The sequence below is a fragment of the Telluria sp. RB2R28 genome, assembly GCF_059685835.1.
Genome location: NZ_JCASIK010000008.1, coordinates 71,262 through 87,869 on the forward strand (window position 1 = coordinate 71,262; position 16,608 = coordinate 87,869).

Genomic DNA, 16,608 nt, shown 5'->3' on the forward strand with positions numbered 1-16,608 from the left:
TGCGAAGATTCTACAACTATGTAGACAGAAATCGAAAATATGTTTAAAGTTTTCTCAGGTTGTACCGGTTTGAACCGCTCCACACAAGAAAGCCAGCCATGTCTGCAAGACTCGATTCCCGCATTATCGTCGTAACCGGCGGCTTCGGCGCCCTCGGCCGCGCAGTGGCCGAACGTTTGACAGCCGACGGTGCGCGCGTCGTGCTGCTCGACCGCGCCGCCGCACCATCGTCCGGTCTTCCACAGGTTGCGCTGGCGCTCGGCGGCGTCGAGCTTGGCGACGAAGCCGACTGCAAGGCGGCCTATGCCCAGGCACGCGAACTGCTGGGCGGTGTCGACGGCGTCGTCAACGTGGCCGGCGGATTTACCTGGGAGACGCTCGAGGGCGGCGCGCTTGCCTCGTGGGACCGGATGTACGACACCAATGTCCGCACCGCCGTCGCCAGCTGCCGCGCTGCGCTGCCGCACCTGCTGGCGCGTGGCGGCGGGCGCATTGTCAATGTCGGCGCTGCCGCCGCGCAAAAGGCTGGCATGGGCATGGGCGCATATGCCGCATCGAAAGCCGGAGTGGCGCGCCTGACTGAGGCCCTGGCCGAGGAACTGAAGGACCGCGCAATCACGGTCAACGCGGTCCTGCCGAGCATCATCAACACGCCGGCGAATCGCAGCGACATGCCAGACGCCGACGCCAGCCGCTGGGTCGCACCAGACCAGTTGGCCGCCGTGATCGCCTTCCTGCTGTCCGACGACGCTGCGGCACTGACTGGCGCCTGCATTCCGGTGAACGGCCGGGTGTAGCGGCACCGCGTCCGCAGCATCGGGCGCCCGATCCATCCAGAAGAGGGTGTGGCCGCCACAACAGGCATGCGCCCCGCAACGGAGACACAAAGAATGAGACTCGTTACCTACCGCGACGAACGAGGCGCGATGCGCCCGGGCGCCCTGATCGAGGCTGACAGCGCCATCGTCGACCTTTCGAGCGCCGCCCAGGATGACGGCCTCGGTGGCTGGCCCGCTTTCACCAGCATCCTCTCGCTGGTCGAAGCAGGCGACGAAGCGCTTGACGAGGCACGCCGCCTGGTGGCGCGCGCTGCGTCGGCGTCGGTCATCGAACGCGCCGCCGTGAAATTGTGCGCGCCGATCCAGCCGCCGCCGCAGATGCGCGACTGTTCGTGCTTCGAACTGCACCTCAGGCAAAGCTTCGCCGCCGCCCGCCGCGCCCGGGTGGCGCACCTGCCGAATACCGAGGAAGCGCTGGCGCAGATGAACACTCGGGGCGATGAGCGCGTGCTCGCCACCTTTGACCGCCAGCCGATCTATTACAAGTGCAACCGCTTCGCCGTCATCGGTCCGGACGAGGACGTCATCTGGCCGGCGTATAGCCGTGCGATGGACTTCGAGCTGGAATTCGCCTGCTATATCGGGCGCAAGGCAAAGGACATTCCTCGCGACAAGGCACGCGCTCATATCGTCGGCTACACCATCTTCAACGACATGAGCGCGCGCGACACCCAGGCCGTCGAGATGGCGGGCATGCTCGGCCCCGCCAAGAGCAAGGACTTCGACACCGGCAACGTGATGGGACCCTGCCTGGTGACCGCCGATGAACTGCCCGACCCCTACGACCTGACCATGATCGCCCGGGTCAACGGCGAGGAGTGGGGCAGGGGCAGCACGCGCGACATGCGCTGGCAGTTCGAGGACCTGATCGCGCATATCTCGCGCTCCGAGACCCTGTATCCGGGCGAAGTGTTCGGTTCCGGCACCGTGGGCAACGGCTGCGGGCTGGAGCAGTCGCGCTTCCTGAAGCCGGACGACGTGATCGAGCTGGAAGTCGAGGGCATCGGTACCCTGCGCTCCCGGATCACCAAATTGTGAGTACGAACGACTGAAGCATTCCACGGCGTCACCTGCCAGCAGAGCCAGGGACACCGATTCCAACGACCTTTGAGGAGACAAGCATGGTCGGCACTAAGAACGGCGCGGCGATCGACTTCACCGAATTCAGGCAAGCATGGCGCGTCCTGTTGCTGGCGATCGCCGGCGTCATGATCAGCATTAACGCGGCGCTGCTGTACGGCTTCGGGGTGCTCGTGATCCCGCTGCAGACCCAGTTCGGCTGGGACCGGCCCGCCTTGCAGGCCGCGATCAGCTTCCTGTTTGGCGGCGCCGTCATCGGCCTGCAGCTGGTTGGCTGGCTCAACCTGCGCTACGGGATCAAGCGCGTCACCGTCATATCGCTCTTGACGATGGCGCTGGGCTATCTGGCCACCACCCAGATTGGCGGCTCGGTCTGGACGCTGTATGCCGCCTTCTTCCTGCTGCCGATTGTTGGCATGGGTGCCCTTGCGGTTACCTGGACCCAGCTGCTGGCGCTCTGGTTCGTGCGCAACCGCGGCCTGGCGCTGGCGCTAGGTTTGTCCGGCACCGGGATCACGGCTGCGGTGACGCCGCCGCTGTTCGCCTGGGGCGTGGCGCAGTGGGGCTGGCAGGCGCCGTTCGTGATCCTGGCCATCGTCAACGTGGCGATCGGCATCCCGCTGACACTGGCTTGGTTCCGCCTGCCCGACGTGCGCGCCGCCGCGAAAACCGCGGGCGGCGAACCGGTCGCGGTGGCGGGAATGGATTTTCGCGAGGCGCTGGCCTCGCCCAAGTACTGGGTCTGCAATATCGCCCTGTGCCTGGTCGTCTCGGCCGTCATGGGCGTCGTCACCAGCACGGTGCCGATGCTGCGCGACCGTGGGCTCGATCTCGCCGGCGCTACCGCGGTGTTCGCCTGGTTCGGCATTGCACTGGTGGTCGGCCGGCTGGTAGTCGGTTATCTGCTCGACCGCCTGTGGCCGCCCGCCGTGGCCGCGATCAGTCTCGCCCTGCCTGCCGCCGGGTCGTTCATCTTCCTGTCGGGGAGTACCGACGTCGCGCTGCTCTCATGCGCGGCGGCGCTGGCCGGCCTCGGCGCGGGCGCGGAATTCGACATTGCGGCCTTCCTGATGGCGCGCTACTTCGGGTTGAAGGATTACGGCCGCATCTTCGGCTTGCACCAGGGGCTGATCACGGTCGCGTCGGCGGCGGCGCCGCTGATGTTCGGGGCCATGTTCAGCGCGACCGGCAGCTACACCACGATGCTGACCTATTGCGCGGCCAGTACGCTGATCGGGTCGGCCATGCTCCTGATGCTCGGACGAAGCCCGCAGGCCGCGGTCCAGCCGCAAGCAGTCGGGGCCTGATCCTGACATCAAGATTCTCACCTCTACACCGGGAAACCAGACCATGTCGCTCAATAGTGTCGTCATCGCAGGGGCCGGCCACGCCGGCGTGCAGGTCGCCGTATCGTTGCGCCAGGAAGGGTTTGCCGGCCGCATCGCTCTCGTCAATGATGAACCCTGGCTGCCCTACCAGCGCCCGCCACTTTCAAAAGCTTTCCTGCTCGGGAAAATCGATGCCGCGGCCATGCAGTTCCGCAGCGATGCCTTTTATGCGGAACAGCGCATCGAGCTCGTGGCCGATCGCGGCGCGGCCATCGACCGCCAGAACCGGCGCCTGCTGCTGGCATCCGGCGAGGCGCTAGACTACGACCACCTGGTGCTGGCCACCGGCGCGCACAACCGCCCGCTGAACGTGCCTGGCGCGGAGCTGGCGGGCGTGTTCGGTGTCAAGACCCGCCTTGATGCCGAAACGATCGCGCCGCTCCTGAAGACAGCAAAACGCGTGGTCGTGATTGGCGCCGGCTTCATCGGGCTCGAATTTGCCGCCGTAGCTGCGGCCGATGGGGCGGCGGTCGAAGTGCTGGAACTGGGCGAGCGGCCAATGGCGCGGGCGGTGTCGCCGCATATGTCCGCGTTGTTTCGCACGGCGCACGAGTCCTGGGACGTGCACTTCAATTTCCGCTGCGGCGTGTCCGAGATCGAGGGCGATAACGGCAGGGCAGTCGCGGTGATTACCTCGGACGGGCGCCGGCTGCCGGCGGACCTGGTCGTCTACGGCATCGGCGTGATCCCGAACGTCTCGCTGGCGCTCGAAGCGGGGCTGGACATTGATAACGGCATCCGCGTCAATTCCAGCCTGCTTACCTCGGACCCGAACATTTCGGCGCTGGGCGACGTCGCCGCTTTCCCGTGTGTGCAGAACAGCGAGCAGCTGACGCGCCTCGAATCGGTGCAGAACGCCGTCGACCAGGGCAAGCTGATCGCCGCGCGCCTGATGGGCAAACCCGCGCCCTACAGTGCGCTGCCATGGTTCTGGACCGACCAGGGGACGCTGAAGCTGCAGATCGCCGGGCTGGCGCTGTGCGCGGATAACCACGTGATGCTGGGCGACCCCGCCGCGCGCCAGGTATCGGTGCTGTGCTTTCGCGGCGAACAGTTGCTGGCCGTCGAATCCTGCGGACGGGTGGGCGACCACATGGCGGCGCGCAAGGTCCTCGCGCGGCCGCCGGCCCTGACGCCGTCCATCGCAGCGGCGCCAGGCTTCGACCTGAAGGAATGGGAAGCGGCCAACCGTTGATCGGGCTGGGCGCGATTCGTGTGTTCACTTCAGGGCTGGATTCAGGCGTCGAAGTCGGCGAGCCAGTCGCGATCATCGAAGGCCAGCGCTTCCGGGCGCGCCGTGAAATCCCAGGTGGAGCCGACGATGCGGATCGCCTGGGGCGCGCGCTGCGGCTGCTGCGCGTAGCAGCGGCCGGTCAGGTGCGCGTGCGGTTCCTTGTCGATATCCTTCAGGCGCCCCAGGGAAATCAGGGCGCAGCGGCGCAGCACCAGCGCCGCTTCGGCTTCTTCAACAGGCAGGGTCGTGAGCGCCCAGCGCGCCATCCCCTGGCGCATGTCGACGCCCGCATACGGCGCCGGCCCCAGGATGGCGCTACCCTCGACTTCCCAGTCCAGCACGGGGACGCCGTCGCGCATCAGGCGCGCATGGGTGCGTCCATCCACATGGCGCGGGATTTCGATATCGAAGCGGCGCGCCGTGTCGCCGCGGGCGGCGGCAGCAATGGCCAGGCCTGCGAGATCGAACATGTGGGTGCACTGCTGGGTCGAATCGGTATGCAGCGTTACCGAATTGGCGACCTGGTCCAGACGCATGCCGGCCAGCTTCTGGAGTTCCGGCGCCGCGCCGGGACAAGCGGTAAACGGATGGCGCGGAGTCTCCCCGCGCACGGCCGTCACCACGCCGTCGCGATGGTCGACCACGACCCGGAAGTGATGGAAATCGTCCTCCAGCGCGGCCCGAACTTGTCCCTGCTGTGGTCCGGGGCCTGCGCCATAGTGCCCGGCCAGCTCGATCCGCCTGCGAAAGCATTTCATATTGTGCATTTTGTAGATGCCGGTAGAAGTTATTTGCATGCATGTGTACAATAACAGAAAAAATGTTCAATAGTGAGGATGGGTGGCATGGGACTTCTACAGGGTAAGGTGGCGCTGATCACCGGCGCCGGAGGCGGTATCGGGCGAGGCGTGGCACGCCGCTTCGCGCGCGAGGGCGCGGCGGTGGTGATTGCCGAGATCGACCACGAGAGCGGGGCGCAGGTTGCGCGCGAGCTCCAGGAGCTCGACGGGCGAGCCCTGTTCGTGCACACGGACGTGCTGCGCAAGGAGTCGGTCGAAGCGGCCGTCGCGGCAGCGGTGGCGCAGTTCGGCGGCCTCGACATCTTGGTCAACAATGCCTTTGTGCCGACCCCGAATGTGCTGTTGGAAGACAAGACCGACGAGATGCTGGAGCAGACCCTGACCTCCACAATCAAGGCCAGCTGGTGGGCCATGCGCGCCGCGCTGCCGCACATGCGCGCGCGCGGAGGCGGCAAGGTCGTCAACTTTTACTCGATCGACGTCGACATCGGCGCCTGGCTGCATGCCGACTACAACACGGCCAAGGCGGGCATCGTCGGCCTAACACGCAGCGCCGCGGCGGAATGGGGCCGCTTCAACATAACCGTCAACGCAATCGCGCCGACCGCGATGGGCGCCACCTTCCACAAGCTCGCTGCCAAGAATCCCGGTTTTGCCGAGCGCGCCGCCGCGATGCGCCCATTGGGCCGCTGCGGAGATCCGGAAGACGACATCGGCCCGGTGGCGGTGTTTCTGGCCAGCGACATGTCGCGCTATGTCACCGGCGAATCCTTCCACGTCGACGGTGGCCTGCACCTGCCCGGCTACAACTCCCGGCCCGCGGACGTGCCGGTCAGGGACTACTGACAAAGTGCGGCTCGAGAACGGCTCCGACGCGATGCAAGCTGCACTGCCCGACAGCGCTAACGGCAACACGCCAGGCAAACCCAGGGGGCGTGCCGAAAGCACCGTCGCCGCCATCCTGCGCGCGACCGAGCAGATCGTCTTGCGCGAAGGGTCGGAGCGCATTTCGGTGCTCGACGTATGCCAGCTGGCGCAGGTATCGCGCGGCACCTTTTACCGCTATTTCAGTTCCCAGGACGAGCTGCTCGACGCATTCGCGCGGCACAAGCGCGCCTCGTTCCAGCAAGCGATGGCCGATGCCGTCACGCCGCACACGGAACCGACCGCGCGCTTTCATGCGCTGGTGCGCTATCTCGACAACTACGCGGCGCACGGTCAGGCCCGGCTGCTGCTCGGCGCCGCGCCGGAATACACCCTGCGCCTGTTCGGGCGGCTCTTCAATGAGTCCCTGGTACGGATCGAGGAGCTGATGCGCACCGTGTTCGACGCCTGGGATGCGCGCCTGGGTATCCGGGTCGACCGCGAACTGGTGTGCGAACTGATGATCCGCTGTGTGCTCAGCGAACTGGTGGTGCCGCATCAACGGCCGCAGGACGGGGTGCAGCGCATCGTGACCTTCCTGTATTCGATTGTCGACTGCGAGTCGAATTCGATCGCGCAAAAACCCACGCAAAATAAAAGTTAAACAGATTTGCAAAATCTGTCTATCTTTGGCATGATGGGTCCTAATGTAAAAGCACCGACCGAGTGCCGCGGATGAGACATGAAGCTTGTGGGCAGGCCAGTTGCGGCCGGCCAATGTGTCCGGCCGATCGCGCCCAGCGTCGGGATAACCAATCGTCACAGGGAGACATCCATGCTCATCGACCTTCACGCCCACGCGCCGCATCCCGATTACTACGACCAGCACCCGCACTGGGGACCTTTCTTCGAAAAGCGCCCGGACGGCGATATCAAGCTGCGCGTCGGCCACTGGATCCTGTCGCTCGGTTCCCCGGAGCGCAAGGCCGCGCTGAAGAAGGCCAAGGCCGAAGGCAAGGAGCTCGACATCAACCAGTACCTCGAGCGCTGGGCCGACCCGAAGACCCGGCTGGCCGGCATGGACGCCGCCGGGCAGAGCGCGCAAGTGGTGTCGGTGCCCTCGCACTGCTACATGTACTGGGCCGAGCCCGAATTCGGCGTGCCCTTCGCGCAGAAGGTCAACGACGTGATGGCGGAATACTGCGCCGCCGCGCCGAACCGCCTGATGGCCTGGGCGCACGCGCCACTGAACGTGCCGCTGGAAGCGGCCAAGGAAATCCGCCGCGCCTGTACCACTCTTGGCGCCAAGGGCCTGGTGGCCGGCGGCGCCAACTTCGGCGGCCTCGAGTTCGACTCGCCCGAGATGGATCCGGTGTGGGAGGCCCTGTGCGACGTCGACCTGCCGATGTTCGTGCACGGCTATAACCAGTCGGTGACCTGGGGCGAGCAAGCCAATACCGACCGCTACGAGACCACCGCCATCGTCGGGATGAACTACGACGAGACGAAGTGCTTCTGGAACATGATCAATGGCGGGGTGCTCGACCGGTTCCCGAACCTGAAGGTCTACATTACGCACGGCGGCGGTTTCGTGCCTTACCAGCTCGGCCGCTTGGCGCAGACCAATCCAAACCTCGATTTGTCGCACAACAAGAAGCCGGTGCTAGAGTACATGAAGAACTTTACCTTCGATGTCGAGCTGCACGAACTGCCGATGCGCCAGGCCATGATCGAAGTCATCGGCGCCGACCGCGTCGTTTACGGTTCGAACTTCGGCGGTAGCGACGCAGTGCGCCATGACCTCACCGATGGCCTGCGCCTGTCCGACGAGGACCTGCAGAAGATCCGCTGGAAGAACGCTTGCGAGCTGCTGCGCATCGACCCGGCAACCCTGGTCGAGGTCGCGAAGCCTGCGGCGATCGCAGCATGAAGATCGCGCGCTGCACTGATGGTGGCGCGCCGTTCTGGGCGCTGGTCGACAGCGAGGCCAGGACGCTGCGCGAGATCGCCGGCGCCTTCGCCGACTGGGGCCCGGCCCTGACGCGCGCGGTTGCGGCCGGCCGCGCCGGGGAAGGGCAGGCGGCCTTGCCCTTGTCCGGCCCTGCGCGCCCGCTGGCGCAAGTGCGCCTGCTGGCGCCGATCGAACCGGTCAATCGGGTCGTCGTTGCGGGTGCGAATTACGCCAAGCACCTGGCGGCCGACTTCGGCCTGAAGTCGCCAGCCCAACCGATCGCCTTCCTGAAAGCCTACGGCGCGCTGATCGGCGCGAACGACCCGATCCGCTATCCACCGCTCACCAATGAACTCGATCATGAAGTCGAACTCGTCGTCGTCCTGGGAGACGCCCCGGCCAACGTGGACAACGCGCTGGAAGATCCGCTGGCGGCGGTGCTCGGCTACACGGTCGGCAACGACGTGTCGGCGCGCGACCTGCAGCGTAGCGGCCCGGCCGGCATCGGCATGGACCTGTTCGCGGCCAAGAGCCAGGATCGCAGCACGGGTGTCGGTCCCTGGATCGTCACCCGTGACGAGTTCCCGGCCGGCAGCCCGCAGCTGTGCCTGACGCTCAAGGTGAATGGACAGACCCGCCAGGACAGCACGACCGCGGAAATGACCTGGGACGTGGCCCAGCTGGTGCGCTTCGTCGAGCAGCGCTCGAGCTTTGCAGCAGGCGACATCATGTTCACCGGGTCTCCCGCAGGCGTTGGCCAGGGCACGGGCCTGTACCTGAACCCGGGCGACGTGGTCGAAGCGAGTGTCGAAGGGATCGGCACCATCAGCAACGTAGTCGGGCCGAAGCCCGGCGCTTGAGGAGACAAGAATAATGAGCGACAAGAACCAGATAGTCGTCGTGGTCGGTGCGGGCCTGATGGGTACCGGCATCGCGCACGCCTTTGCCAGCAGCGGTTTCGCCACGCGCCTGGTCGACAGCAATGGCCAGGCGCTGGACAAGGCGCTGCAGGGCATCCACGCCATCCTCGACGGCGGCGTCAAGCTGGGCAAGCTGGCGCCTGAAGCGGCCGAGGCGGCGAAGGCGCGCCTCACCGTGCACACCGCACTGGTCGAGGGCGCCGCGGGGGCGAGCCTGCTGGTCGAGACGGTGTCGGAAAACCTGGTGCTGAAAAAGGCGATCCTGGCCGAAGCCGCGTCCGTGCTTGCCGAAGATGCGCTGCTGGCCACGAACACGTCGGCCCTGTCGGTCACCGAAATAGCGGCCTCCGTGCCGCGGCCCGAGCGCGTCATCGGCATGCACTTCTTCAATCCGGTGCACAAGATGAAGCTGGTCGAGCTGGTCCTCGGCATCGCCACCGACGAGGCCACCGTCGCCCGTAGCCGCGCCTGGGTTGATTCCATCGGCAAGACCGCCATCCTAGTCAATGAATCGCCGGGCCTGACCACGAGCCGCATGTCGGCCATGCTCGGCAACGAGGCAATGTGGATGCTGCAGGAGGGCACCGCCAGCGCCGAGGACATCGACACGGCACTGCGCATGGGGTTCAACCACCCGATGGGACCGCTCGAACTGGGCGACCTGACCGGCTGGGACACGCGCCTGTCGGTGCTGCGCTACCTGCATTCGACGCTCGGCGAGAAGTTCCGTCCTTGCCCCCTGATCATCAAGATGGTGGCCTCCGGCCGCCATGGCCGTAAGACCGGCCATGGCGTCTACCGGTACGACGCGGCAGGCCAGCGCGTGCCCGGTTCGGGCCTCAAGGCGAGCAATCTATGAAAGACGTCTACATCGTCGCAGCGGTACGCACGCCGATCGGCAAGTACAAGGGCGGCCTGGCGGGCGTGCGCGCCGACCACCTCGGTGCGCATTTGCTCAATGAAATCGTACGTCGCGCCGGCATCGAGCCCGCCGAGGTGGACGACGTTATCTTCGGCTGCGTGACCCAGGTCGGCGAGCAGTCGGCCAACATCGCCCGCACCGCCTTGCTCGGCGCAGGCTGGCCGGCCACGGTCCCGGGCCTGGCAATCGACCGCAAGTGTGGTTCGGGCGAGGTGGCCGTGCACCTTGCGGCCGGCATGATCGCGTCCGGCGCCGCGCAGGTGGTGGTTGCCGGCGGCGCCGAGAACATGAGCCGCGTGCGCATGGGCGGCAACCGGGAAGTCTATGGCGAAGCTTTCGGCTGGATGGCCTCCGAGAACTGGGAACTGACCAGCCAGGGCGAAGCTGCCGAGCGCGTGGCCGACAAGTGGGACCTGAGCCGGGCGCAGCTCGACGCCTACGCGGTCGAGAGCCACCGCCGCGCGGCGGCCGCAGCGCAGGCCGGCTGGTTCGAGCGCGAAATCGCAGCGGTGCCTGTCGCCGCCCTGCAAGAGCGCGGCTACGCGGAGCCGGCGCCCGAGGTGCTAGCGGCGGACGAAACCATCCGTCCGGGCACCAATGTCGAAAAACTCGCGACGCTGAAAACCAGCTTCCGCGAAAACGGCAAGCTGAGCGCCGGGAATTCGTCGCAGATTTCCGATGGCGCCGCCGTGCTGCTGCTGATGTCGGGCGAGGCGCTCGATCGATTCAAGCTCAAGCCGCGCGCACGGATCCGCGCCTTCACCACTGTCGGCTCCGACCCTACCCTGATGCTGACCGGCCCGGTGGCTGCGACGCGCAAGGTGCTGGCGATGAGCGGGCTGAGTATCGACGACATCGACCTGTTCGAGGTGAACGAGGCCTTTGCCTCGGTGCCGCTGATGTGGGCGAAGGAGCTGGGGGTGTCGCAGGAGCGGCTGAATGTGAATGGCGGCGCGATCGCGCTCGGCCATCCGCTCGGGGCAAGCGGCGCACGCATCATGACCTCTCTGCTGCACGAACTGGAACGGCGCGGTGCGCGCTACGGCCTCCAGGCGATCTGCTGCGCCGGCGGCATGGGCACGGCGACCATCATCGAACGCGTGTAAGTAGCAAGGGCAGGGCGGCAAACCGGCGCAGACCGGCCGCCGCAAAAAAGCGGTGCCCCGCATCACCTATAACAGGAGACAGCAATGCACATTGACCTCAGCAGCAAGCGGGTGATCGTCACCGGCGCCTCGCGCGGCATTGGCCTCGCCATCGCCCGTGCCTTTGCGGCCGAAGGGGCGCGTGTCGCGATCTGCGCACGCGGCGCAGATGCACTGCGGAGTGCCGCACGCGAACTGGCATGCGGCGCGCAGGCAGTCATCGCGCGTGAGGTGGACGTGACCGACACGGCCGGCGTCCAGGCGTTTGTCGCGGAAGTGGCCGATACCTGGGGCGGCGTCGACGTCCTGGTGAATAACGCGGGGCAGGGGCGCGGGGGCAGCCTCGATACGCTCACCCCTGAGCAGATCCTGGAACACGCGAATATCCTGCAGATGGGGCATTTTCGCTTCGTGCAAGCGGTCGTGCCGCACATGCGGCGCCAGCGCTGGGGACGCATCGTCGAGATCAATGCACTGGCCGGCGCCATCCCCACACCCGACGGGATTCCCTCGGTGATCAACCGCGCGGCTTGCCTCGCGCTGTCGAAGTCGCTCGGCATGTCACTGGCGAAGGACAACATCCTTGTCAACTCGCTGAACATGGGCTGGATCGACACCGGGCAGTGGGACCGCCATTACCGGGAAGTGGGCCCTGGCGTCAGTCGCGAGGAATTCAACGAGATGGTGCTCAAAGTGGTGCCGCTCGGTCGATTCGGCAAGCCGGAAGAGGTGGCCGGCATGGTGCTATTCCTGGCGAGCGATTATGCCTCCTTCATTAGCGCGGCCTCGATCGACATCGCGGGGGGGCTGCAAGGGCAGATCGCCTACTACCCGACACTCAAGCGCGATTTTACCGAGATGGTACGTGCACGCAATTTAGCTCAGGACGCACCTTAGAAGTGGTGCGAACGCGACTGATCCACATGCCTGTAATTCTACAAACAGAATCGTCGTCAAACAGTAGAATTTACGGGATTTTCGGGCTACAATCAAAACGCGGCAAAAGTCTCGTTTCCGTTGGGCCGAAGACAGTCGAGCAGCACGGTTCACTGGAAGGACAGGCAGGCAGTGCTGAACGATTTCTAAAAGCGGTCACAACCGATACAACAGGAGACAGTTTCATGAACCAACGAAGCGCCGTCACATCGCCCGCCGGCCTCGCGCCGCGCGCTATCGCAGCAGCGGCGGCAGCAGTTGCCCTCGCCTGCGCCTTCCCGGCGTTGGCTGGCGAAATCGCAGTCGCCAACCCTGATATCAAGATGCGGTTCGATACCACCGTCCGCTACACGGGCGGTTTCCGGATGGAAGGGCAGGACCAGCGCCTGCTGCGTAACTACATCTATGACGAAGGCGACTCGAAATTCGACAAGCACGACATGGTGACCAACCGTCTCGACCTGCTCACCGAATTCGACGTCAGCTGGCGCAACAAGATCAGCGCCCGCGTCTCGGCAGCCGGCTGGTACGACGAAGCCTATGATGATCGCTCGGTCCGCTCGCCGGCCGGCTTCCTGACCGCCTACCGCAACGCCGAGTACAACAATGAGGTGAAGCGCTACGTCAACGGCCCGTCCGGCGAGATCCTTGACGCCTTCGTTTGGGGCAACGTCGACCTCGGCCCGGTGCCGCTGAACATCAAGGTCGGGCGCCAAACCAACGTCTGGGGCGAAGGCCTGCTGCTCGGCGCCCATGCGATCTCCTACGCGCAGTCGCCGGTTGACGGCGTCAAGGCGGCGATCAATCCGGGTGTAGAAACCAAGGAGGTGTTCCTGCCGATTGGCCAGATTCACCTCAGCGCCCAGGTCACCGACGCATTGACCCTGGTCGGCCAGTATTACTATGAATGGAAGCCTACCCGTATTCCGCACGCGGGCACCTACCTGATGGGCGCCGACACCGCGCCGTCTTCCGATAACCTGGTGTTCCCCATCCCGGGCGTGGCTGCGCAGCTGATCGAAGCGCGTAAACCTGGCGACCACGGCAACTGGGGCGTTGGCGCGCGCCTGAACGCCGAGTCCATCGAATCGAATTTTGGGGCCTACTACCGCCGCTTCGACGATTACTCGCCGGAGTTGGGCGTGCAGCTGCTGGACTTCCGCGGACCACTTCCAAGCAACGCACGCTTCCTGTATCCGGAGAAGATCGACCAGTACAGCCTGAGCTTCAGCCGCGTGATCAAGTCCGTGTCGGTTGGCGCCGAGCTGTCCTACCGGAAGAACGGTGCTCTAAATACGCCGTCCTCGGTGGTGACGCCAACCGGCGCGCGCGGCGACACCTGGCATGCGGTGGTGAACGGCATCTACATGCTGCCGGCAACGCCGCTTTGGTCCACCGGCACCCTAGTGACGGAAGTGGCCTACAACCGCCTCGACGAAGTCACCACCAACCCCGGCTCCTACCGCTCGGTCGGCGCGGCAAGCTGCGTCGACTCGCGTACCGGCGTGGCGCTCTCCGGCACCAAGGACGACGGCTGCTCGACGAAGGACTCGTGGCTGATGGCATTACGCTTCACGCCGCAGTACCTCAACCCGCTACCGTCATGGGACCTGGCGCTGCCGGTGAGCGCCACCTACGGACTCTCGGGCAATGCCCCATCGTCGGGTGGTGGCACCGAGGGCGAGCTGCGCTGGTCGATCGGCGCTACCGCAACCTATGCATCGAAGTACGAATTCTCGCTCCTGTATGCCGACCGCACGCTCCCTGTCAGGGAGCTGAACGGAAGGATCACCGGGGGCGCGGCTCACAGCAATTCGTCGGTCGGCGTCATCGACCGCGGCTGGCTGTCCTTTACCTTCAAGACGGCATTCTAAAGCGCCGCAAACAGGAGACAAGACATGAATACCAATCGAATTCTCGTGGCACTGCTGGCAGGCCTTGCTGCCGGCGCACAAGCCCAGGTCACCCCCGACGAGGCCAAGCAGCTTGGCGCCACGCTGACCCAGGTCGGCGCGACCAAGGCCGGCAACAAGGAAGGCACGATTCCGGCCCACACCGGCGGGCTGACCAAGGCGCCTACTGGTTTCAAGGCCGGCAGCGGCGTCTGGGCCGACCCGTTCAAGGACGAGGCGCCCATCCTGCGCATCGACGCCAAGAACTGGGAGCAGCATGTCGACAAACTGTCGGATGGCCAGAAAGAGCTCTTCAAGAAGAATCCCGGCTTCTACATGGACGTCTACCCGAGCCATCGCACGGGGGCGATGCCGGAAGAGGTCCTGGCCAAGACCGTGCGCAACGCCACCACCTGTAAGACCACCAAGGGTGGCCTCGGCGTCGACCAGGCCTGCCGCGGCGGCATTCCATTCCCGATCGCGAAGTCCGGCAATGAAATGATGTGGAACCAGCAGCTGCGCTACAAGGCCGATACCATCACGCGCTCGTCGCGTTCGTGGGTGGTCGATTCGAGCGGCAAGGCAGTGATGACCTCGCAGCAGCAGACCTTCGAGGAAACGCCGTATTACCACGCCAACCTCGACGGGCGTGATGACCAGATGTACTGGCGTACCTATTCGGTGACCAGCGCGCCGATCCGCAAGGCAGGCGAAGTGACCGGCCTGATGGATTTCCTTGATCCGACCCAGAAGCCGCGCCGCGCGTGGAGCTATGCACCAGGCCAGCGCCGCATTAAGCTGGCGCCCGAGTTTTCCTACGACACGCCGGTGGCCAGCATGGGTGGCGTGACCCTGTTCGACGAGTTGTTCGTGTTCTCGGGCCAGATGGACCGGTTCGACTTCAAGCTGGTCGGCAAGAAGGAAATGTACGTCCCGTACAACGCCTACAAGCTGTACTTCGGCTGCGGCGTCGAGGAACAGTTCAAGGAAAAATACCCGAACCCGGCCTGCTGGCGCTGGGAGCTGCACCGCATGTGGGTGGTCGAGGCGACGCTCAAGCAGGGCTTCCGCCATGCCTACGCCAAGCGTACCTACTACATCGACGAGGACACCTACGGCGCGATGCTGTACGACGCCTATGACCGCAGCGGCCAGCTGTACCGCTCGATCTTCAACTCGATGGTCCAGCTGTACGACGTGAATGCGCCTTACACCGTCAAGAACGTGATCTTCGACTTCAACAAGGGCATGTACGCGCTGGTGAACGACGGCCTGGTCGGCGGCTATGGCGTGGTAACCAAGCCGCGCTCGAACCGCGACCTGAACCCCGAGACCATTGTGGCGAAAGAGACGGCACGCTAAGCGCCTGACCAGGCAGGCTGTCCCCAAGGCAGCCTGCGGTCCAGCATAACGTGTTGAATGACTGCGCGGCCCGCCGCGCCGCCACATCGTATCGACCGCACCACGATGGAGTCTCCATTGAAAAATCCTGACTACTTTCCCGCGGCGCGCCGTCGCCTGGGGGCGGCCCTGTTCGCTGCCTCCCTTGCCGCTCTTGCAGGCGCCACGGCGCTCGTCGCTGTCGCTTCGACCCCAACTGCACCCGTCGCCGACGTCCTCGACCTTCCCGCAGCGCCTTCCACGCTCGCGCTCAAGCGCCCCTTGTCAGGCATCGCCGTGCAAGGGTCGACCGCGCTTGCCGTGGGCGTGCGCGGCACCATCCTGGTATCGCCTGACGCCGGCAACAGTTGGAAGCAGGCAAGCGTTCCGGTGAGCGCCGACCTGACCACGGTACGTTTTACTGCACCGGGCCTGGCCTGGGCGCTCGGCCATGATGGCGTGGTACTGCGGAGCGGCGACAACGGCCGGACCTGGGCCCGCGTGCTCGACGGGCGCAGCCTGGCCGTGCTGATGAAGAAGCACTACCAGCCGCTGGCCGCAAGTGGCGATGCCGGGGCCACCGAAGTGCTGGCAGAACTCGAACGTGCCATGCTCCAGTCGGCCACGCCGGGCGTGCTGCCGTATCCTTTCCTGGATATCCGCATCGGCCCTGATGGCGAAGGCTTCCTGGCCGGCGCCTTCGGCCTCCTGCTGCGCACCCTGGATTCCGGCAAGACCTGGGAGCCGATACTGGAAAAAGCAGCCAATGACCGCCGCATGCACCTGTATGCCCTGGAACAGGGCGCCGATGGCGCCGTCTACCTGGCGGGCGAACAGGGCCTGCTTGCCCGTTACGACCGCGCCGCCGGAAATTTTGTCGCACTCAAAAGCCCGTATGCGGGCACCTTCTTTGGGCTGAAGGCCAACGGGAGCGCGCTGGTCGCCTACGGCCTGCGCGGCAACGCCTTCCTTAGCGAAGACAATGCGGCCACCTGGAAGCCGCTGGCGCTTGGCGGCGCCGCGACCGTGGTGGCCGCCATCCCGGCCGGGCCAGGTCAGTTCGCCTTCGTGACACAGGCGGGCCAGGTAGTCCAGCCAGGTGTTGACGGCGGGATGATCCGCACGGCGACGCGTGCGCGCGGCGAGGTGTTCGACGCCGCGCTGTCCGCCCCTGGCCAGCTTCTCGTGGCAGGCGTCGGTGGCGTCACCCTGCAGCCCATTTCGTCGAAATGACGGCGTATCAGTGAATAACCGGGA

Annotated in this window: 15 protein-coding genes; 14 read left to right on the plus strand and 1 reads right to left on the minus strand. The window is 65.5% G+C overall.

The window, feature by feature from the left end; translation table 11 throughout:
• Positions 1-98: 98 nt before the first annotated feature.
• The 4 genes from AC56LV_RS22520 (at position 99) to AC56LV_RS22535 (ending at position 4,502) form a co-directional block, all read left to right on the plus strand.
• Positions 99-797, plus strand: a complete 699-nt coding sequence (locus AC56LV_RS22520) for an SDR family NAD(P)-dependent oxidoreductase (protein WP_499560927.1) — start codon at positions 99-101, stop codon at positions 795-797.
• A gap of 93 nt (positions 798-890) precedes the next feature.
• On the plus strand, positions 891-1,877 hold the full coding sequence (locus tag AC56LV_RS22525; RefSeq protein ID WP_499560929.1) for a fumarylacetoacetate hydrolase family protein: 987 nt from the start codon (positions 891-893) through the stop codon (positions 1,875-1,877).
• Positions 1,878-1,960: 83 nt separating this feature from the next.
• Positions 1,961-3,226, plus strand: coding sequence for an MFS transporter (locus AC56LV_RS22530; RefSeq protein WP_499560931.1), 1,266 nt, complete (start codon positions 1,961-1,963; stop codon positions 3,224-3,226).
• A gap of 43 nt (positions 3,227-3,269) precedes the next feature.
• Positions 3,270-4,502: an NAD(P)/FAD-dependent oxidoreductase gene (locus AC56LV_RS22535; RefSeq protein ID WP_499560933.1), complete on the plus strand. Its 1,233-nt coding sequence runs from the start codon at positions 3,270-3,272 to the stop codon at positions 4,500-4,502.
• 41 nt (positions 4,503-4,543) lie between these two features.
• Here AC56LV_RS22535 and AC56LV_RS22540 read toward each other — a convergent pair whose 3' ends face one another.
• On the minus strand, positions 4,544-5,299 hold the full coding sequence (locus tag AC56LV_RS22540; protein WP_499560935.1) for a DUF2889 domain-containing protein: 756 nt from the start codon (positions 5,297-5,299) through the stop codon (positions 4,544-4,546).
• Between the two features lie 87 nt (positions 5,300-5,386).
• Here AC56LV_RS22540 and AC56LV_RS22545 point away from each other — a divergent pair, with 87 nt between their 5' ends.
• From AC56LV_RS22545 to AC56LV_RS22590, 10 genes are all read left to right on the plus strand, one after another.
• Positions 5,387-6,187: an SDR family NAD(P)-dependent oxidoreductase gene (locus AC56LV_RS22545; RefSeq protein ID WP_499560937.1), complete on the plus strand. Its 801-nt coding sequence runs from the start codon at positions 5,387-5,389 to the stop codon at positions 6,185-6,187.
• Positions 6,188-6,218: 31 nt separating this feature from the next.
• Positions 6,219-6,869 (plus strand): TetR/AcrR family transcriptional regulator, encoded by a 651-nt coding sequence (locus tag AC56LV_RS22550; RefSeq protein ID WP_499560939.1) that lies wholly within the window; start codon positions 6,219-6,221, stop codon positions 6,867-6,869.
• Between the two features lie 171 nt (positions 6,870-7,040).
• Positions 7,041-8,135, plus strand: a complete 1,095-nt coding sequence (locus AC56LV_RS22555) for an amidohydrolase family protein (protein WP_499560940.1) — start codon at positions 7,041-7,043, stop codon at positions 8,133-8,135.
• Complete coding sequence (locus AC56LV_RS22560; RefSeq protein ID WP_499560941.1) at positions 8,132-9,016, plus strand: fumarylacetoacetate hydrolase family protein; 885 nt, start codon at positions 8,132-8,134, stop codon at positions 9,014-9,016. The genes AC56LV_RS22555 and AC56LV_RS22560 overlap by 4 nt, the downstream gene beginning before the upstream one ends.
• 13 nt (positions 9,017-9,029) lie before the next feature.
• A complete protein-coding gene (locus AC56LV_RS22565; protein ID WP_499560943.1) occupies positions 9,030-9,935 on the plus strand; it encodes a 3-hydroxyacyl-CoA dehydrogenase in 906 nt (301 codons plus the stop codon).
• Entirely contained in the window at positions 9,932-11,104 is a 1,173-nt protein-coding gene (locus tag AC56LV_RS22570; protein ID WP_499560945.1) for a thiolase family protein, read from the plus strand. Before AC56LV_RS22565 ends, AC56LV_RS22570 begins: the two co-directional genes overlap by 4 nt.
• An 84-nt stretch (positions 11,105-11,188) precedes the next feature.
• On the plus strand, positions 11,189-12,040 hold the full coding sequence (locus AC56LV_RS22575; protein ID WP_499560947.1) for an SDR family oxidoreductase: 852 nt from the start codon (positions 11,189-11,191) through the stop codon (positions 12,038-12,040).
• A gap of 224 nt (positions 12,041-12,264) precedes the next feature.
• Entirely contained in the window at positions 12,265-13,953 is a 1,689-nt protein-coding gene (locus tag AC56LV_RS22580) for a DUF1302 domain-containing protein (protein WP_499560949.1), read from the plus strand.
• A 24-nt stretch (positions 13,954-13,977) separates the two neighbouring features.
• Complete coding sequence (locus AC56LV_RS22585; protein WP_499560951.1) at positions 13,978-15,333, plus strand: DUF1329 domain-containing protein; 1,356 nt, start codon at positions 13,978-13,980, stop codon at positions 15,331-15,333.
• A gap of 117 nt (positions 15,334-15,450) precedes the next feature.
• Positions 15,451-16,584, plus strand: a complete 1,134-nt coding sequence (locus tag AC56LV_RS22590) for a WD40/YVTN/BNR-like repeat-containing protein (protein WP_499560953.1) — start codon at positions 15,451-15,453, stop codon at positions 16,582-16,584.
• The last annotated feature ends 24 nt before the right edge of the window (positions 16,585-16,608 follow it).

Coding starts and splice junctions, on each gene's coding strand:
- AC56LV_RS22545 (WP_499560937.1), top strand. CDS start 5,387: ATGGGACTTCTACAGGGTAAGGTGGCGCTGATCACCGGCGCCGGAGGC.
- AC56LV_RS22530 (WP_499560931.1), top strand. CDS start 1,961: ATGGTCGGCACTAAGAACGGCGCGGCGATCGACTTCACCGAATTCAGG.
- AC56LV_RS22560 (WP_499560941.1), top strand. CDS start 8,132: ATGAAGATCGCGCGCTGCACTGATGGTGGCGCGCCGTTCTGGGCGCTG.
- AC56LV_RS22525 (WP_499560929.1), top strand. CDS start 891: ATGAGACTCGTTACCTACCGCGACGAACGAGGCGCGATGCGCCCGGGC.
- AC56LV_RS22520 (WP_499560927.1), top strand. CDS start 99: ATGTCTGCAAGACTCGATTCCCGCATTATCGTCGTAACCGGCGGCTTC.
- AC56LV_RS22580 (WP_499560949.1), top strand. CDS start 12,265: ATGAACCAACGAAGCGCCGTCACATCGCCCGCCGGCCTCGCGCCGCGC.
- AC56LV_RS22540 (WP_499560935.1), bottom strand. CDS start 5,299: ATGAAATGCTTTCGCAGGCGGATCGAGCTGGCCGGGCACTATGGCGCA.
- AC56LV_RS22555 (WP_499560940.1), top strand. CDS start 7,041: ATGCTCATCGACCTTCACGCCCACGCGCCGCATCCCGATTACTACGAC.
- AC56LV_RS22550 (WP_499560939.1), top strand. CDS start 6,219: ATGCAAGCTGCACTGCCCGACAGCGCTAACGGCAACACGCCAGGCAAA.
- AC56LV_RS22535 (WP_499560933.1), top strand. CDS start 3,270: ATGTCGCTCAATAGTGTCGTCATCGCAGGGGCCGGCCACGCCGGCGTG.
- AC56LV_RS22565 (WP_499560943.1), top strand. CDS start 9,030: ATGAGCGACAAGAACCAGATAGTCGTCGTGGTCGGTGCGGGCCTGATG.
- AC56LV_RS22575 (WP_499560947.1), top strand. CDS start 11,189: ATGCACATTGACCTCAGCAGCAAGCGGGTGATCGTCACCGGCGCCTCG.
- AC56LV_RS22570 (WP_499560945.1), top strand. CDS start 9,932: ATGAAAGACGTCTACATCGTCGCAGCGGTACGCACGCCGATCGGCAAG.
- AC56LV_RS22585 (WP_499560951.1), top strand. CDS start 13,978: ATGAATACCAATCGAATTCTCGTGGCACTGCTGGCAGGCCTTGCTGCC.